This is a genomic window from Tessaracoccus luoxuelianae (assembly GCF_055326245.1).
In genome coordinates, this window is sequence record NZ_JBUZNO010000002.1 from 152,262 (window position 1) to 166,928 (window position 14,667).

Below are 14,667 nucleotides of genomic sequence, written 5' to 3' on the forward strand. Positions count from 1 at the left end.
CGGCTTTCGGCTCGCCAGATCAGTTGGACTAGGCCGGCGCTCAGAACGGCAGGGGCTGCGCGATCGCCATCCAGGCGATGACGCCGCAGTTCGCGACGACCGTGATCCAGTACGCCGTCCGGAACGGCTGTTTGCGCGTCTTGTGCCGCAGCGCGTGCCGGGCGACCAGAGCGCCGGGCCAACCGCCGATCAGCGACACGAGATGGAGGGTCGATTCCGGGACCCTGCGCTCGCCGCGGACGGCTGCCAACTTGTCGAACCGATACATGAAATAGGCGACGGCGCTCAGAAGAAGCAGTACGCCCGGCGCCGCACGAGGCAGCACATCAAGGACCGCGAGGACACCCACACCCCCGATGAACAGCGTCGCCCCAATCACGGCGGCGACTGATCCCTGCGGCAGCGTGTGGCGGCGCCGCCCGGAACCCACGTACTGGACGTCGGCGGCGCGGGGTCGGCCCCGATCGTCGGCCGCCGGACGGTAGGTGATTGTGGACCCGACGGTGGGGCGGGTCCCTGAGGGAAGTGCGCTCACGTGCACGAAGGCCTCCGGTCCCCCCGATGTGGGAGTGATGAATCCAAAGCCGCGCTCGTCATTCCACCGCGTGATCGTCCCCTGTTGACGCATGAGCTCCCTCTCTGTGGCTGCGCCCCCCGCGCCCGCCGCCGGCTCAGGATACTTCGGTGCGTACTGGGGCAACCCTTGGGGGAGACGCGGCCGGTAGAGTTCTGGGCCTACGTGGCGATCACCACTGGAGGCGCGAGATGTCCCTGACGAGAGTGCACAACCTGTCCATCTCCCTGGACGGCTTCGCCACCGGCGAGCCGCAGTCGGCCGAGGCTCCCTTCGGCCATGCGGGCCAGAGGCTGCATGAGTGGATGATCGCCACGCGGTTCTGGGACCCGGCCGGCACCGCAGGGGTCGATGACGCCTTCGCGCAGCGACACAGTGTCGGCATCGGCGCCGAGATCATGGGGGCCAACAAATTCGGGCCGCCAGGCTGGCAGGACGACCCTGAGTGGAGGGGCTGGTGGGGCCCCAACCCGCCGTTCCACACGCCGACGTTCGTGCTCACGCACCGCCCACAGGCGCCGATGTCGATGGAGGGCGGCACCACCTTCCACTTCCTCGACGCCGCCCCCGCCGTCGCGCTGCAGATCGCGCGCGAGGCGGCCGACGGTTTGGACGTGCGCATCGGCGGAGGCCCCACCGTCGTGCGCGACTTCCTCGCCGCCGGGCTGATCGACCACATGCACGTCGTCCAGGTGCCGTCCTGCTCGGCCGCGGCGTCCGCCTCTGGGACGGGCTGGAGGGTCTCGACGAGTCCTTCGACATCGAGACCGTCTCCTCACCCAGCGGGGTCACCCATCTCACGTTCACGCGCAGGGTCGACGCGTAGAAGGCGCGGCGTCGGCTGCATCACGTGCGGCTCTCCATGACGAGGAAGAGGAAGCTGATGAACCGCCTCGTTCCGGAGGGCGGCAGGAGCTCCTCAGGGGTGTCGTCTGCCACGGCCGGCTCGTGGAGCGAGACGATTCGCAGCCCGGACTCGTTGACTGCCTGATAGATGTCGTCGAGCGTGCGGTGCCACATGAACAGGCTCGCCTCACGGCCCGCGAACGTGTGCTTGAACTCGTACTGCTCGATCCCGAAGTACTTGTTCTCGGTCATCGCGTACGCGAGGGGGTGGTTGACCGAGGCGACCAACCTTCCCCCAGGCCGAAGCACCCGCCGGATCTCGGACAGCGGGGCCACCCAGTCCCGCAGGTAGTGCAGCACCAGGGAAGCGCACGCCACGTCGAAGCTGTCGTCGGCGTAGGGCAGGGGATCCGCCAGGTCCGCGACACGCAGGTCGACGGCGTCTCCCAGTCTCCTGCTGGCGATCTCCACCATTGCGGAGCTCTGGTCGAAACCAGACACTCGAGCGCCGCGCTGAACCAACTTCTCCGCCAGCGGGCCTGCGCCGCATCCGATGTCCAGCACATCTCTGCCGGCCACATCCCCGGCGAGGTCCAGCATTGCCGGGCGCTCGTAGTAGGCGTTGAGGAGGCTGCGCTCGTTTTCCTCGTTGTAGTGCGCGGCGAAGGCGTCATAATCGGTCTGCATCGGCTCAGGCTCCATTCTGCTCGTCCCGTCCGCGAGCCTAACCCGCAAACGCGGCCGTCAGGCCGGTGTCGGCACCACCTCCGGAGCTACCTGAGACTCCTCTGCCGGTGAGCTCGGGAGGTTTGGCGACGCGATGCTGAGGATGAATAGGTTCCACCGGGAGCACGCCTGGGGTCGAGACGTCACACTTGAATGCCAAGAGCAGACAGAAAGTGGGCGCGTCGGCATGGGGTTCCTCATCGCTCCGTTGGTGCTGGGTGCCATCGGCTACCTCCTGCGGTTCAGGCACTGGGGTTGGCTGGTGTCGGGGTACAACACGTCATCGAAGGAGGCGAAGGCGCGCGACGACGTGGTGGCTCTCACGAGAGGCGTGGGGAACTTCACATTCCTGCTGGCCGCGATTCAGGTGGTGGCCGGGATCGGGTTCCTGGCCGGCCTGGACTGGGTGCCGGTCGCGGCGATGGTCTCGCTGGTGGTCGCATCGGTCGTCTTCATCGTCTATGCGAACACTGGGCGCCGCTACATGAAGAATCCGTGAGCCTTCCGTCGACCGACGGCGACACCTGGCCGGGCTGACCCCTCATGGAGAAGCCGATGCGGCATAGTCCGAGAAAGGTGGTCGGCAGAGCGTCCAGCTCGACCCACAGCTTGGGGCCGCACGTCTTCCTCCCACACATCCTCCGTGTCAGCCGGGCACGGGCTGGGACGCATCGACGAACGTGCGCACGAAGGTGGTCAGGTCTGTGGGCTCGATTCCGTAGGTCGCGTTGGATTCGGTCATGTCGATGGGGGAGTCGTAACCGTCGAGAGCCGTGAGAAGCTGTGCCACAAAGTCAGGGAGGTCCACCGGGTCGCCTGCTGCCACTTTGCGGACCGGGACCCGCCGGCCGAGCTGGTGCTCGAAGGCCTGCACCACGTCGTCCCAGCACAGTGGCCTGGGCCCGCCGACGCGGATGGTCCGCCGGTGCGCCTCCGGGTGCTGCACGACGGCGACGGCGTAGGCGGCGACGTCACGAACGGCCACGAAAGAGTGCTCGCTCCTGCCCTGCCCGATGAGTGTGACGGTGCTGTTCGATAGCGCCGGGAGCCCGACCACCATTGGAATGAGCCGGTCCATGAACACGTCGGGCTGCAGGATCGTCCAGTCCATGCCCCCGGCGCGCAGGCGCTGCTCGCTCAGGCCCTTGGCGCGCAGCAGGGGCATCGGGTGCCCGGGGGCCGCGCCCAGGGCGGACACGAAGATGAACCGCTGAACCCCGGCTGCCTCGGACGCCTCGATGAGGTTGAGGTTCCCGGCCAGGTCCACCGACTCGATGGTGTCCGGAGCGCCCCGCGTGGTGGCGCTAGCGGTGGTGACGACGGTGCTGACTCCGTCGCAGGCCGCCCTCAACGTGGCGGGGTCTTTGAGGTCTCCGAGGACGGTCTCCGCGCCGGGCCAGCGGTCGGTTGGTGCAGCCCCGTGCCTACTCAGCACCCGGACGCAATCGCCCCGCTGCAACAGACGGTCTGTGATCTGGCTACCGAGATCACCGCTAGCTCCGACGACGAGAATCATGACGGCTCCTGAAAGGGTGAGGGATGGTCGGTGACGCGGCGGACTGCTTCATCTACTCCGCCGCTGAGGTGTTCCACGGGTTCCAGGTAGAACAGTGCGCTGCTGATGCTGGAATGTGAGGGGACCTCCATGATGAGCACCCCGCGCATGAGGAACTCCGTAGCATCTGTCCGCGTGCCGCTGAGTTCCCATTCGCTCCACAGGCACTGCCCATCCCGCGTGCACCGCAGGACGCTCGCCCGGACGTCGGGCACCGTGGCGAAGATGTGCGCCCAGTTGCGGCGGACCTGATCCCTGCCGACGAACCCGCGGGTGGGGTGCGCCGGGGTGTGGTTGACGTAATCCTCGGCGAAGCAGCCCACCAGGGTCTCGAGGTCGTGGAGGTGGATGGCGCGGACCATCCGGTCCAGCGGAGGCGGAAGGGCGAGGTTCGGCATGGCGGCACCTGGTTTCCGTTACAGTGGTATGTAACTGATTTCAGTATGGGAGTTGCCATGAGTCAAGTCAAGACCCGCCGCTACGACTCCAGCCGCCGTCAGGAAGCTGCCCGCCGCAACAGGGAGACCGTCCTGGAGATCGCCGAGCGCCTGTTCCTGGCCCACGGTTATGCCGCCACCACCGTTGCGGCCATCGCCGGGCAGGCAGGCGTGTCCTCGGAGCTGATCTACAAGGTCTACGGCGGCAAGGGCGGGCTGATGAAATCCATCTACGAGCGTCGACTCGCCGGGACAGGGCTGGTGCCGGCCTACCAGCGATCTGACGACATGCGCGAGCAGCAGACCGACCCGAAGGCGATCATGCGCGAGTGGGGTCTGCTCACTGCAGAGGTCGCGGCCGAGCTGACGCCGGTCCGGCTCCTGTTGCGTGCCGCGGCCACGGCCGACCAGGAGATGGCCGGCCTCCTCGAGCGCACCGAGGCCGAACGGTTGGCCAGAATGCAGCATCACTCCCAGTTCCTCGCCGAGCGCGGCTACCTCCGCCCAGACGTGAGCCTCTCGGAGGCCACCGACATCCTCTGGGCGTGCAGCTCGACCGAGTTCTACGAGTTGTTCGTCGTCCGACGACAGTGGTCGCTGCCACGGTTCGCCGCATTCATCACGGACTTCATGACTGCGGGCCTCCTGCCTCGATAGCGGCCGAACGGGGCCGGCGTCGAAGCCTGCATGCTCGCCACCGGCGAGTCACCCGACGACACACCTGCCGGCGCCCCTGCTCTCGACGGCATCCGCGAAGGCTGCGATGGACTCGTTCACCGGCTACCGTCTGGCGCATGACTGCGTTTGAGGGCGTCCCGTTCGAGGCGGTGGACTTCTACGAGGAACTGGAGCTCAACAACTCCCGCGAATGGTGGGGCACTCACCGGCAGCTGTACGACACCGTCGTCAGGGCTCCGATGGAAGGGTTGGCCGCCGCTCTGGAGGACGAGTTCGGCCCTGCGAAGCTGTTTCGACCCAACCGCGACGTTCGCTTCTCGCAGGACAAGTCCCCGTACAAGACCCACCAGGGCATCGTCGTCGCGACCTCGTCCGGGATGGGCTGGTACGTGCAGGTCAGCGCGGCCGGTCTAATGACCGCGGCCGGGTGGTACTCGGGCACGGCCAGCCAGGTCGCCCGCTATCGCGGCGCCGTCGACGACGAGGATTCGGGGGAGGAGCTCCAGCGGATTGTTGACGGGCTCCGAGAGGAGGGGTACGCCATCGACGGCGACCGTCTGAAGACCCGGCCGCGCGGTGTCGCGGACGACCACCCGTTCCTCGAGCTGCTGCGCCACCGGACGCTGACGGCTGAACGGCAATACGGGGCACCCGAGTGGTTGCCCACGCCGGGGGTGCTGGATCACGTGGCGGCGGACTGGCGGGCCTACCGCCCGCTGATGGCCTGGCTCGGCGAGCACGTCGGCGAGGGCTGATCACCGGCCCAGGCTCGGTTCACACCGGACGCTCCCCGCGTGTCGCCCGTCCCACGATCGTGGCGATCCGAACAGTCCTCGTCTCCGGACGGCGGGCCAACGCGATCCAGCCGAGCGCCTGCTTGCGCACGCTCGGCGGGAACGCATCCCAGGCGGCCCGCGCGTCAGGATCGGCATCGAGCGCGGCGGCCAGCTCCGGCGGCTCCTCGAGCGACTCGACGGAGTCGAACAGCGTCCACATCCCGCTGGATTTGGCCCGTTCGATGGCCGCGATCCCGGCCGGCTGGAGCCGGCCCTCCTGTTCGAGCTCCGAGACGCGCGCCTTGTTCGACGCCGCCCACGGGCTGTTCGACCTGCGTGGCGCCATCCACTGCATCGACAGCTCCTCGTCGAGCACCTTGACCTGGCCGTCGATCCAGCCCCAGCACAGGGCTTCCCGGACAAGCTCGTCGTAGGGCAGCGGGGTCCGACCCGATCGGCTCCGCCAGCCGACCACCCACACGCCCTCGCGACGGGTGTGGTTCTCGGCCAGCCAGTCCCTCCACTCCGCCAACGCCGCCGGGTGGAACCGCTCAGCCTCTGCTCTGCCCATGCACGCATCCTGGTAGCCAGGAGGCCTCCCGACAAGCCCGACGAGCGGAGAACGTCACAGAACCTGCGACTGCTAATGTTCGCCGCACAAGCGGGGCGTCCCGGACTGCCCTTCGTCCCCGAGTTGGTGGCGTCGGCATCGCCGTCGGGGCAATCGCACGGCGAATCGAGGCATCGTGAGTGACACCCCGCAACGGGCGCAGATGGCCCGTCTCCTCCGACTCGGGAGGGCGAGCTGGGCGGCTGTCGGCGCCGTTGTCCTGCTCGTGATCATGTCGGCGGCGCTCGGAGCGATCAACGGAATCGTGGTGCCGCTCATCGTCGCCTTCATCATCGGGGTGGTGCTGGAGCCGCTCGTGTTGAGCTTGGAGCGCCGAGGCCTCAGCCGGCTTCTCGCCGCTGTCGTCGGCCTGTTCGTGGCCATCGCGCTGGCCGCGGCGACGGTCACCGTCGTCGTGCGCGGCTTCCTCACTGAGTTGCCTCAGATCTACCAGCAGCTGTGGGCCGGCTGGAACTCGTTCGTGGCCTGGGGGCGGACGCTCGACCTGGACCCGCTGATGCTCGAACGGTTCAGGGCCAACCTCGAGGAGTACGCACCGAGGGTGGCTCAGGGCGTCGTCGGCCTGGCCTCCGGCACCTTCTCGGGGGCGTTGGCGTTCGGCATGGGCACCTTCTTCGCCCTCTTCTTCCTCTTCTTCGTGCTGCGCGACGGCCGCGAGTTCCCGGGGTGGCTGTCGCGGGTGGCCTCGTGGGATCCCGGACTCACCGACGATGTGGCCACCGTCGTGCGGCAGTCGCTTCGCGGCTACTTCAAGGGCATCTCCATCACCACACTGCTGACGGCGCCCATCTTCATCGTGCCGCTGCTGCTGCTGGATGTGCCGTTGGCCGGCTCGATCTTCATCCTGTACTTCGTCCTCTCGTTCATCCCGTTCCTCGGTGCGTGGATCACCGGCGCCTTCGCGGTGCTGATCGCCTTCGGATCGGGAGGCGCCTCCACCGCTGCCATCATCGCCATCACGTTCGTGATCTCCAACGGCACGATCCAGAGCGCGGTCAGTTCGTGGGCGCTCGGCTCGGCACTGCGCATCCATCCCCTGGTGGTCCTGCTGTCCACCCTGATCGGTGGCACTGTCGCGGGCCTTCTCGGCATGGTCCTCGCGCCGCCTCTCGTCGCTGCGGCAACCAAGTCCGTCGCCGTCATCCGGGAGCGGAGGGCGATGGCAGCCGCCGGGCTCCGCGCTCCAGGCCAGGAGTCGGCAACAGCACTCCACTCAGGGTGATCGCGGCGACGCCCACTCCCGTCGAGGGTGCGGTCGTCACTCCAATGCCGCCACTGTCAAGCGACGCGGCCGGAGTCTGGGGAATTCTCAGGAGATTCTTCGTTTCAGGGTCTTGTGCTGGCTGCCAGACAGGCGTTCAATGGTCTGTACGCGAAAGGCCATCGACAAGCACAACCCTCGGGAGAAGCTGAAGATGGAATGAGCGGTCGAGTGGTTTCCAGATGGATTGCCGACGATCTACATCGCCGACGCCCGCCGAGACGGACGGGCAGGTCTCAGAGCCACGCGAGTCCGGGAGCCGTCCTCCCCCGAACAATGTGCGAAGGCCGAGCACTGAGAAGTGCTCGGCCTTCGTTTTTGTTCTCGGCGGAGGCGCTGGAGGGTGTCGGGGATCGTGGGCGAACGCTGGGTGCGGCCCTCCTCAGCTGCAGGATTCTACGTGGAGCGCGGCTTCTGCATATATGCACAGAAGCCGCGCTCTGGATAGCAAGTTGCAGGCCGGGCCCGAGGTGCAGCAAGCCGTCGGCCTGACCAGCTCGTGAGCTGACGCTCAAACGGGGACGTAGCTCAGTCGGAGGACGTCACCGTCGATCCGGTCGGCGCTCACCAGGTGCAACGGCGGTCGAGGCCCGGCGAAGTACGGATCCCCATGGCCGAGCACGACGGGGTGGAGATAGATGCGGTACTCGTCGATCAGCCCCAGGTCGGTCAGGCTTCCGGCCAGCCGTGGGCCCGCCACTGCGATCTCGCCGTCGTAGTCCGCCTTCAAGCGCCGGACCTCGACCTCCAGGTTCCCCTCGACCAAACTTGCGTTGGGGCCGACCGAGGTGAGGGTGCGGGAGACGACCCACTTCGGCTGGCTTCGCCACGCCGTCGCGAAGGCGCGGTCGTCGTCGCACCAGGAAGGATCGTCGTCGTCCCAGTAGCTCATGATCTCGTAGATGCGGCGGCCATAGATCGAGGCCGCCTCGGCCTTGGCCTCCTCGATGAAGTGTCGGAAGAGCGTGGGGCCGGGGGCGAACTTGTCGTGGTCCACGTAACCGTCCAGGGACATGTTCATCCCGAATACGAGCCTGCCCATGCTCTGATCCTTCCCTTGTGCCCCGTTGGGACCCACTCCACAACTATGGCTGGCAATCGGTGCGCCCACCAGACCCCGGACCCGACTTCATCCACCCGCCGAGCCCGATGCTCCCCCGACCGCCCACATGACAACATCAGCGCATGGTCACCCTGAAGTCCGTCGTCCTGTTCGCCCTCGCCGCCGTCGCCGAGATCGGCGGCGCGTGGCTGATCTGGCAGGGAGTCCGGGAGCACAAGGGCTGGATCTGGATGGGAGCCGGGGTGGTCGCGCTGGGCCTGTACGGGTTCGTCGCCACCCTCCAGCCTGACGCGAACTTCGGCCGCATCCTCGCCGCCTACGGCGGGGTTTTCGTCGCCGGTTCTCTAGCCTGGGGCATGGTGGTCGACGGGTTCAGGCCGGACCGCTACGACCTCGTGGGCGCGCTCGTGTGCCTCGTCGGGGTTGCGGTCATCATGTACGCGCCCAGAGCCGCCTGACTCTGAGCACCCCCACCCGGCGGAGTAGCTTTCACCGCAGCGGGCGGGTGGCGGCTTCGACCATGCAGCGAGGCTCACGCGGAGCCCCTGAGGGGGTCTCCGCCGAGGTCGTAACCCTTCGGGACTCGGCGTGCGGGACGGCCGAGCAGGGAGCGGGCTTCGGAGGCAAGCGAGATCCATCCATAACGCAGCCGGCCCATGCGGCGGATGCGGCGCATCGACGTCGGGATCCGGACTGAACGCAGCACGCCGAAGCGTCCAGCGTGAGCGGCCCGCCGCGCGTAGTCGTGGTCCTCGGCGAGGGCAATGGTCTCGTCGAAGCCGCCGAGCCGGTCGTGCATAGTTCGCCGCACCAGGATGCAGGCCCCCACTGCGTGCGGCCGCGCCTAGGAGGCCCACTGAAGCCAACGGGCGATGACGGCGTAGACCAGCCTGAAGTCCCAATCGCGGTCGGTCGGTACCAACGCTGCCGTGGCGACGTCCAGGCGGCGGTCGAGGAACTCGCCCACTGCGCGCTCGAGAAACCGGGCGTCAGGCCGAACGTCTGCGTCGAGGAAGAGCACCAGGTCACCGGTCGAGGCGGCGGCCCCGGCGTTGCGAGCCGCCGCGGGCAGTCCGCCCGCAAGGACAAGGGCCCCGGCGCGACGCGCCAGCAACACGGTGCCGTCGTCGGAGCCCGCGTCGGCCACCACCACCTCGATCGGCGGCAACGTCTGCGCAGCCAGCGCATCCAACAGGCACGGCAACAGGACGTCCTCGTTCAGAGTCGGCACGACAACCGACACTGTCGGAAAGCCTCCACGACCAACCATCCCGCCACCTCCTGACCGAACTCCCAGGAGACCTCTCGCCGAACCAGGTCCCCACGTGAGCATCCTCGCGTAGCCGCGTCCACTCTGGGTCAGGCGCGCTCCACACGTCGCTCCCTCCTCGCAGGTGGCTCAGCTCCTACCGTCCTGCTGAACAGCGAAGTCCAGCCAGGGCCGGGCGGCCCGGACGCAGGCACCAGGGGCGTGACAGGGGCTGATTCTGCGGCACAATCGTTGCGTGATTGATGAGCAGCGGCTTGTGGCCTGGTGGGCGGGGCTCACACCTGAGCAGCAGCAGCGCGCCGCGGCCATCGCTGCGCGCCCGGCGCCGCGGGGGATGGCGGTCGATGACCTCACCGCCACGATGATCCTGGCCGGCCTGCCGACGTCGCGCCAGATCTGGACCGGACAGCCCGATCACCTCGTCGAGATGCTCGACGACGTGGCTGAGTTCGTGTTGCGCACCGTCCGGGCGAACTGAAGGCAGCTGTGCACGTCTCCCGGGCCGGCTTCACCTCGCTGAAGGGCGCCCGTCACGTGGGTCGGCCGTTCGTCGACCTGACGCTGGACGGGCCGGTCGGCGACAGGGTGTTCTGCCTCGTCGACCCGTCGCGAGGACGGGTGGTTCGCACCGTCGAGAGCCCCACCCTCATGCAGGCCACGGCCAGCTGGACCGACGGCGTGCTGACCGTCACGCTGCCCGGGGCGGTGGTGGACGGCGTGCCGGGGTCCAGAGGCGAGACGCGCACACTCGACTACTGGGGGCGAGGTGTGGAGCTCGAGATCGTCGAGGGGCCGTGGGCGGAGACGTTCTCCGCGTTCCTGGGATTCGACGTGGTGCTTGCGCGGGCCGGCGGGGGAGAGGTGGTCTACGGCGCCAGCGTCAGCCTCATCACCACCGGTTCGCTTGACGAGCTCTCCCGCCGGGTCGGCACGGCCGTACTCGACTCGCAGCTGCGGGCCACGTTCACCGTGCGGACGGATGCGCCGCACGTTGAGGACGCATGGATTGGTCGGCGACTGGTCCTCGGGGAGGCCGAGATCGAGGTGCGCCGCGCGATCCCTCGCTGCCATGTGATCGACCTGGACCCCGTCACGGGCAGGGGCCGCACCCAGGGGCTGAAGGCCCTGGCGGACTATCGCCGTCAGGGAAACGAGCTGGTGTTCGGGGTGGACGCCGTCGTGACGACGGCGGGACGGGTCCATGTCGGTGATGGTGTTCACCTGGCCTGAGGCCTCAAGGCGCTACTGCGGCGGGCCTTCAGCAACGGCGCAGTGGGTGCCTGCGCGTGACGACGGCCTCGGTCGCCATGGGAAGGTGTGCGCCCGCTTGTCGGCAGATGGGAATCCGTGCTGTCACGGATGACGACGGCAGCTCCTGCCGGTCGGACAATGGAGACATGCCCACGATGCAGACATCGGTCGGCGCCTCCTATGTGTTCCTCGACACCGTGCGGGACGGCCTGCTCGACATTCTGGTCGCACTGTCGCTGGCCCTCCTGGCGAGCCTCGCCATCGCCGTGACTACGCTCGGCGCTCTCGATCCCTCGACCACGGACTTCAGGGCACCCAGCCCTAGCGCCCAGGCCGCGCCCCTGACCCCGCACGGGTAACGGACCGGCGCGTGGCTCCCCGGGCCCACGACCCGGTCAGGCGGCGACCCGTTCGGGCGCCTCGGGCCTGACGTCGGCCGGCCGCAGCTCCCACCGGTCGACGACGGGCTGTGGGACCCTCAGCGCGACGATCGCCGTCGAAAACAGCATGAGCGCCACCACCGCGACAAACACGGCCGGAATGCCGAACCACTGCGCCACCTGCCCGCCGACGACGGCCCCCAGCGGCATGGTGCCGAAGCCGATCACCCGGGCTGCGCCGTGCACGCGGCCCAGCAGCCGCTCCTCGACCATCCGCGGCCGGAGCGACCCGCTGACGACGTTGCCGACGACGCCGAACACTCCCGCGCACATGAGGAACAGTGCGAAGGACCAGGCAGCGGGCCACAGCAGGGGCAGCAGGTTGATCAGACCGGCGGATCCCCAGCAGGCGACCAGCACCCGCATCTCCGGCCACCGCGACGTGAGCGGCCCCGCGACCACGCTGCCCAGGAGCCCGCCGACCGGCATGGCCAGCAGGATCAGGGACCACTCCTGGGGTGTCAGCTCGCCTGCCGATCCCGGACCCACCATCCACAGCACGATGACGGCGGACAGCGCGGTGGACGCGAAGTTCCACAGGCCCGCGGCGATCAGCAACGGGCGCAGCACGCGATGCCGCCAGAGGACGCCGAGGCCCTCCCCGAGCTCGCGGCGGAGCGTTCCGGCTCCAGCCCCGGCCCCGGCGTCACCCCCATCCTCGACGGCCGCCCGAGGCGCGGTGAACCGGCCCCGGAGCCCTAGCGCCAACACGATCACCGCCGCGACGACGATGAGCGCCGGGACCCCGGTCACCCACCCCGCTCCGACGGCCACGAGCAGGCCCGCCACCGGCGGGGCCACGAAACCCCCGGCGGCCTGCTCGACGGCGAGCAGCCGCGAGTTCGCGCTCCGCAGCGTCGCTCCGTCCCGGCCGACCAGTGCGGGCACCTGCGCCTGGGCGGCCAGGTCCGTGAACACCTCTGTGAACCCGTACGCCAGCGCGAAGCCGACCAGCCACCAGATGCTCAGCCCGCCCGCGGCGCCCGCCACCGCGACCGAGGCGAGGAGGAGTGCGCGCACAGTCAGCGCCACCAGCATCGTGCGACGGCGGTCCCATCGGTCCACCAACACGCCGGCCGGGATGCCGGCCAGCAGCCATGGCAGCCAGACGGCCGCGGTGAGCAGCCCGATGAGCGCCGGGGAGCGGGTCAGGGTGACGGCCAGCAGCGGCACGCCGGTGGCGACCACGCCGTCGGCCAGATTCGCCAGCGCGACGGTGGACAGGTGGACGCGGAATCGTCGATCCAGGGGACGCACGGCCATGAGATCCTCCAGTAGACTGATGCAGAAGAAGCTATGCAAAGATTTCTCTGCAAAGGTACCTCTGCATCATGTCCGAGCGCAAGACCCATTCCCGGCCGGCCACGGCCCAGCAGATCAAGGCGTTCGCGCACCCCCTGCGCATGCAGCTCTATCGCCTTCTCAGCGACCAGGGGCAGGCCACCGCGAGCGTCCTCGCGCGCGAGACGGGGGAGAGCAGCGGCCAGACCAGCTACCACCTCCGGCAGCTCGCGAAGTTCGGCTTCGTCGAGGAGGTCGCGGGCGAGGGGACAGGGCGCGAGCGCTGGTGGCGCGCCGTCGGCTTCTCCTACGACAAGGTGGCAGACCCGGATACCCACACCGTGCGGACCCTCAACCGGTGGATGATCGACAACCAGGCAGACACGCTGCACGCCGCCGTCGAGGCGCTGGAGGACGACCCTGAGGGCTGGCGGGACGCCAGCGTGCTGGGATCCACCAGCGCGTGGCTCACTCGAGACGAACTCGAGGCGCTCAGCGACGAACTGCTGGCCGTCGTCGAGCGGCACACCGAGGAGGCGAAGGGCCTGCGCGAGGCCGCGGGCCCCACCCCAGCCCACCTGGCCGCCCGTCCGGATGAGCGCCGGGTGCGGGTCTACGTCAGCGCCGTCCCGCTGCCGTCTGTACCCGGAGACGCCGCGGCGATCGGGGCCGGGCGATGAGCCGGGGGGCACACCGCCGGGTCGAGCGACCCGGAGAGCCCGACGGGCCGCGCGTCGAGCGGACCGAGAGAGTGTGGCGCATCAGGTCGCTCGCCGCCGCCCAACAGGTGCTCCGCGCCCGGCACGCCACCACCCAGGCCGGATTCACCGCCGAGGCAATCCCCAAGGGCTACCTCACACACCACCCCATCCTCATGTCTGACGGGCCGATGCACGACGAGCAGCGCAAAAAGGTTGCCCGGTTCTTCGCCCCCGTGGTGGTCACCAGACGCTACGAGACGCAGATGGAGGACTGCGCGGACAGGCTGCTCGACGAGGCGGGCCCGGAGATCACGCTCGACGAGCTCGCGCTCCACTACACCGTCGAAGTGACCGCCGAGGTGGTCGGGCTCACGGCAGCGCCGCCGAAGAAGATGGCCAAGCGGCTGGTGAGCTTCTTCAACCAGCCCCCGTTCGACATCACCAAGCCCGGCCTCGGCCGCACCAATCTGCAATGGGCGAAGGCGGCCTTCAACGGGCTCCTGCCCATCGCCCGCTTCCACCTCCAGGACGCCCGCCCCGCCATCCGCGCCCGGCGCAAGGAGCCCCAGGACGACATCATCAGCCACCTCATCGCGGAGGACTACTCGGACATCGAGATCCTCGTCGAGTGCGTCACGTACGGCACCGCCGGGATGGTGACCACCCGGGAGTTCATCTGCATGGCCGCTCTGCACCTGCTGGGCGACGACGCCCTTCGGGAGCGGTACCTGGTGGCGGGTCAGCCGGAGCGGCACGCCATTCTCAACGAGATCATCCGGTTGGAGCCTGTCGTCGGGCACCTCTACCGCCGCGTCCAGGAGCCCATCGAGGTGACCGACCGCGGCGAGACCTGCACCATGGCCGCTGGAGACCTGGTGGACATCTTCGTGCGCACCGCGAACGCGGACCCGGACGCAGTCGGCGAGGACCCGCTCCACCTCAGCCCCCACCGCGACACCGCCGCCGGCGTCAACGAGGCCGGGCTCAGCTTCGGCGACGGCGCCCACAAGTGCCCCGGACAGCCGCTGGCGATCCTCGAATCCGACGTGCTCCTCACCCGCCTCCTCCGACGCCGGCCGCGGATCCTACGGGAGCCCGACGTGGGCTGGGACGACCTCATCGCCGGATATTGGCTGCGCGGTTTCCGGCTCAGGATCGACGGCTGAGGGCGGCCACC

Annotated in this window: 20 protein-coding genes; 11 read left to right on the forward strand and 9 right to left on the reverse strand. The window is 68.8% G+C overall.

Features of this window, described 5'->3' with window-relative positions:
• Positions 1 to 40 precede the first annotated feature (40 nt).
• Positions 41 to 628, reverse strand: a complete 588-nt coding sequence (locus tag ACZK39_RS03380) for a DUF1294 domain-containing protein (protein ID WP_463612523.1) — start codon at positions 626 to 628, stop codon at positions 41 to 43.
• Between the two features lie 137 nt (positions 629 to 765).
• Here ACZK39_RS03380 and ACZK39_RS03385 point away from each other — a divergent pair, with 137 nt between their 5' ends.
• Positions 766 to 1,440, forward strand: coding sequence for a dihydrofolate reductase family protein (locus ACZK39_RS03385; protein WP_463612524.1), 675 nt, complete (start codon positions 766 to 768; stop codon positions 1,438 to 1,440).
• Here ACZK39_RS03385 and ACZK39_RS03390 read toward each other — a convergent pair.
• Entirely contained in the window at positions 1,421 to 2,107 is a 687-nt protein-coding gene (locus tag ACZK39_RS03390; RefSeq protein WP_463612525.1) for a class I SAM-dependent methyltransferase, read from the reverse strand. The two genes, ACZK39_RS03385 and ACZK39_RS03390, sit on opposite strands and share 20 nt — an antisense overlap.
• A gap of 226 nt (positions 2,108 to 2,333) precedes the next feature.
• On the opposite strand from ACZK39_RS03390, the gene ACZK39_RS03395 reads away from it, so the two are divergent.
• Entirely contained in the window at positions 2,334 to 2,645 is a 312-nt protein-coding gene (locus ACZK39_RS03395) for a DUF3784 domain-containing protein (RefSeq protein ID WP_463612526.1), read from the forward strand.
• A 147-nt stretch (positions 2,646 to 2,792) separates the two neighbouring features.
• Here ACZK39_RS03395 and ACZK39_RS03400 read toward each other — a convergent pair whose 3' ends face one another.
• Both ACZK39_RS03400 and ACZK39_RS03405 read right to left on the reverse strand, forming a co-directional pair.
• Positions 2,793 to 3,662 (reverse strand): SDR family oxidoreductase, encoded by an 870-nt coding sequence (locus tag ACZK39_RS03400; protein WP_463612527.1) that lies wholly within the window; start codon positions 3,660 to 3,662, stop codon positions 2,793 to 2,795.
• Positions 3,659 to 4,099 carry a nuclear transport factor 2 family protein gene (locus tag ACZK39_RS03405; protein ID WP_463612528.1) on the reverse strand — a complete coding sequence of 147 codons (441 nt, stop codon included), beginning with the start codon at positions 4,097 to 4,099 and terminating at the stop codon, positions 3,659 to 3,661. The genes ACZK39_RS03400 and ACZK39_RS03405 overlap by 4 nt, the downstream gene beginning before the upstream one ends.
• 57 nt (positions 4,100 to 4,156) lie before the next feature.
• Here ACZK39_RS03405 and ACZK39_RS03410 point away from each other — a divergent pair, with 57 nt between their 5' ends.
• Together ACZK39_RS03410 and ACZK39_RS03415 are read left to right on the forward strand one after the other, a co-directional pair.
• The gene (locus ACZK39_RS03410; RefSeq protein WP_463612529.1) at positions 4,157 to 4,795 is read left to right on the forward strand and encodes a TetR/AcrR family transcriptional regulator; all 639 of its coding nucleotides are present in this window, start codon (positions 4,157 to 4,159) and stop codon (positions 4,793 to 4,795) included.
• A gap of 137 nt (positions 4,796 to 4,932) precedes the next feature.
• A complete protein-coding gene (locus ACZK39_RS03415) occupies positions 4,933 to 5,571 on the forward strand; it encodes a DUF2461 domain-containing protein (RefSeq protein ID WP_463612530.1) in 639 nt (212 codons plus the stop codon).
• Between the two features lie 19 nt (positions 5,572 to 5,590).
• Here ACZK39_RS03415 and ACZK39_RS03420 read toward each other — a convergent pair whose 3' ends face one another.
• The gene (locus ACZK39_RS03420; RefSeq protein ID WP_463612531.1) at positions 5,591 to 6,163 is read right to left on the reverse strand and encodes a YdeI/OmpD-associated family protein; all 573 of its coding nucleotides are present in this window, start codon (positions 6,161 to 6,163) and stop codon (positions 5,591 to 5,593) included.
• Between the two features lie 175 nt (positions 6,164 to 6,338).
• On the opposite strand from ACZK39_RS03420, the gene ACZK39_RS03425 reads away from it, so the two are divergent.
• On the forward strand, positions 6,339 to 7,445 hold the full coding sequence (locus ACZK39_RS03425; RefSeq protein ID WP_463612532.1) for an AI-2E family transporter: 1,107 nt from the start codon (positions 6,339 to 6,341) through the stop codon (positions 7,443 to 7,445).
• Positions 7,446 to 7,995: 550 nt separating this feature from the next.
• Here ACZK39_RS03425 and ACZK39_RS03430 read toward each other — a convergent pair.
• Entirely contained in the window at positions 7,996 to 8,526 is a 531-nt protein-coding gene (locus tag ACZK39_RS03430; RefSeq protein WP_463612533.1) for a dihydrofolate reductase family protein, read from the reverse strand.
• Between the two features lie 143 nt (positions 8,527 to 8,669).
• Here ACZK39_RS03430 and ACZK39_RS03435 point away from each other — a divergent pair, with 143 nt between their 5' ends.
• Complete coding sequence (locus tag ACZK39_RS03435; protein ID WP_463612534.1) at positions 8,670 to 9,005, forward strand: YnfA family protein; 336 nt, start codon at positions 8,670 to 8,672, stop codon at positions 9,003 to 9,005.
• Between the two features lie 74 nt (positions 9,006 to 9,079).
• Here the strand turns inward: ACZK39_RS03435 and ACZK39_RS03440 are convergent, their stop codons facing one another.
• On the reverse strand, positions 9,080 to 9,346 hold the full coding sequence (locus ACZK39_RS03440) for a hypothetical protein (RefSeq protein ID WP_463612535.1): 267 nt from the start codon (positions 9,344 to 9,346) through the stop codon (positions 9,080 to 9,082).
• Positions 9,347 to 9,391: 45 nt separating this feature from the next.
• Positions 9,392 to 9,880, reverse strand: coding sequence for a glycosyltransferase family 2 protein (locus tag ACZK39_RS03445; RefSeq protein WP_527252177.1), 489 nt, complete (start codon positions 9,878 to 9,880; stop codon positions 9,392 to 9,394).
• A 172-nt stretch (positions 9,881 to 10,052) separates the two neighbouring features.
• Here ACZK39_RS03445 and ACZK39_RS03450 point away from each other — a divergent pair, with 172 nt between their 5' ends.
• The 3 genes from ACZK39_RS03450 (at position 10,053) to ACZK39_RS03460 (ending at position 11,427) form a co-directional block, all read left to right on the forward strand.
• Positions 10,053 to 10,295, forward strand: a complete 243-nt coding sequence (locus tag ACZK39_RS03450) for a hypothetical protein (protein ID WP_463612537.1) — start codon at positions 10,053 to 10,055, stop codon at positions 10,293 to 10,295.
• An 8-nt stretch (positions 10,296 to 10,303) separates the two neighbouring features.
• Positions 10,304 to 11,047, forward strand: a complete 744-nt coding sequence (locus tag ACZK39_RS03455) for an MOSC domain-containing protein (protein WP_463612538.1) — start codon at positions 10,304 to 10,306, stop codon at positions 11,045 to 11,047.
• A 167-nt stretch (positions 11,048 to 11,214) separates the two neighbouring features.
• A complete protein-coding gene (locus tag ACZK39_RS03460) occupies positions 11,215 to 11,427 on the forward strand; it encodes a hypothetical protein (protein WP_463612539.1) in 213 nt (70 codons plus the stop codon).
• A 36-nt stretch (positions 11,428 to 11,463) separates the two neighbouring features.
• Here ACZK39_RS03460 and ACZK39_RS03465 read toward each other — a convergent pair whose 3' ends face one another.
• Complete coding sequence (locus tag ACZK39_RS03465; RefSeq protein ID WP_463612540.1) at positions 11,464 to 12,771, reverse strand: MFS transporter; 1,308 nt, start codon at positions 12,769 to 12,771, stop codon at positions 11,464 to 11,466.
• Between the two features lie 68 nt (positions 12,772 to 12,839).
• Here ACZK39_RS03465 and ACZK39_RS03470 point away from each other — a divergent pair, with 68 nt between their 5' ends.
• Both ACZK39_RS03470 and ACZK39_RS03475 read left to right on the forward strand, forming a co-directional pair.
• Positions 12,840 to 13,469, forward strand: coding sequence for a winged helix-turn-helix domain-containing protein (locus tag ACZK39_RS03470; RefSeq protein WP_182799787.1), 630 nt, complete (start codon positions 12,840 to 12,842; stop codon positions 13,467 to 13,469).
• Complete coding sequence (locus ACZK39_RS03475; RefSeq protein ID WP_463612541.1) at positions 13,466 to 14,656, forward strand: cytochrome P450; 1,191 nt, start codon at positions 13,466 to 13,468, stop codon at positions 14,654 to 14,656. The genes ACZK39_RS03470 and ACZK39_RS03475 overlap by 4 nt, the downstream gene beginning before the upstream one ends.
• Positions 14,657 to 14,667: the final 11 nt, after the last annotated feature.

Bases quoted from the DNA above. Each gene is read 5' to 3' on its own strand.
- ACZK39_RS03430 (WP_463612533.1), bottom strand. From the start codon at position 8,526: ATGGGCAGGCTCGTATTCGGGATGAACATGTCCCTGGACGGTTACGTG.
- ACZK39_RS03410 (WP_463612529.1), top strand. From the start codon at position 4,157: ATGAGTCAAGTCAAGACCCGCCGCTACGACTCCAGCCGCCGTCAGGAA.
- ACZK39_RS03405 (WP_463612528.1), bottom strand. From the start codon at position 4,099: ATGCCGAACCTCGCCCTTCCGCCTCCGCTGGACCGGATGGTCCGCGCC.
- ACZK39_RS03415 (WP_463612530.1), top strand. From the start codon at position 4,933: ATGACTGCGTTTGAGGGCGTCCCGTTCGAGGCGGTGGACTTCTACGAG.
- ACZK39_RS03400 (WP_463612527.1), bottom strand. From the start codon at position 3,662: ATGATTCTCGTCGTCGGAGCTAGCGGTGATCTCGGTAGCCAGATCACA.
- ACZK39_RS03385 (WP_463612524.1), top strand. From the start codon at position 766: ATGTCCCTGACGAGAGTGCACAACCTGTCCATCTCCCTGGACGGCTTC.
- ACZK39_RS03440 (WP_463612535.1), bottom strand. From the start codon at position 9,346: ATGCACGACCGGCTCGGCGGCTTCGACGAGACCATTGCCCTCGCCGAG.
- ACZK39_RS03475 (WP_463612541.1), top strand. From the start codon at position 13,466: ATGAGCCGGGGGGCACACCGCCGGGTCGAGCGACCCGGAGAGCCCGAC.
- ACZK39_RS03465 (WP_463612540.1), bottom strand. From the start codon at position 12,771: ATGGCCGTGCGTCCCCTGGATCGACGATTCCGCGTCCACCTGTCCACC.
- ACZK39_RS03435 (WP_463612534.1), top strand. From the start codon at position 8,670: ATGGTCACCCTGAAGTCCGTCGTCCTGTTCGCCCTCGCCGCCGTCGCC.
- ACZK39_RS03395 (WP_463612526.1), top strand. From the start codon at position 2,334: ATGGGGTTCCTCATCGCTCCGTTGGTGCTGGGTGCCATCGGCTACCTC.
- ACZK39_RS03390 (WP_463612525.1), bottom strand. From the start codon at position 2,107: ATGCAGACCGATTATGACGCCTTCGCCGCGCACTACAACGAGGAAAAC.
- ACZK39_RS03445 (WP_527252177.1), bottom strand. From the start codon at position 9,880: ATGCTCACGTGGGGACCTGGTTCGGCGAGAGGTCTCCTGGGAGTTCGG.
- ACZK39_RS03470 (WP_182799787.1), top strand. From the start codon at position 12,840: ATGTCCGAGCGCAAGACCCATTCCCGGCCGGCCACGGCCCAGCAGATC.
- ACZK39_RS03380 (WP_463612523.1), bottom strand. From the start codon at position 628: ATGCGTCAACAGGGGACGATCACGCGGTGGAATGACGAGCGCGGCTTT.
- ACZK39_RS03420 (WP_463612531.1), bottom strand. From the start codon at position 6,163: ATGGGCAGAGCAGAGGCTGAGCGGTTCCACCCGGCGGCGTTGGCGGAG.
- ACZK39_RS03460 (WP_463612539.1), top strand. From the start codon at position 11,215: ATGCCCACGATGCAGACATCGGTCGGCGCCTCCTATGTGTTCCTCGAC.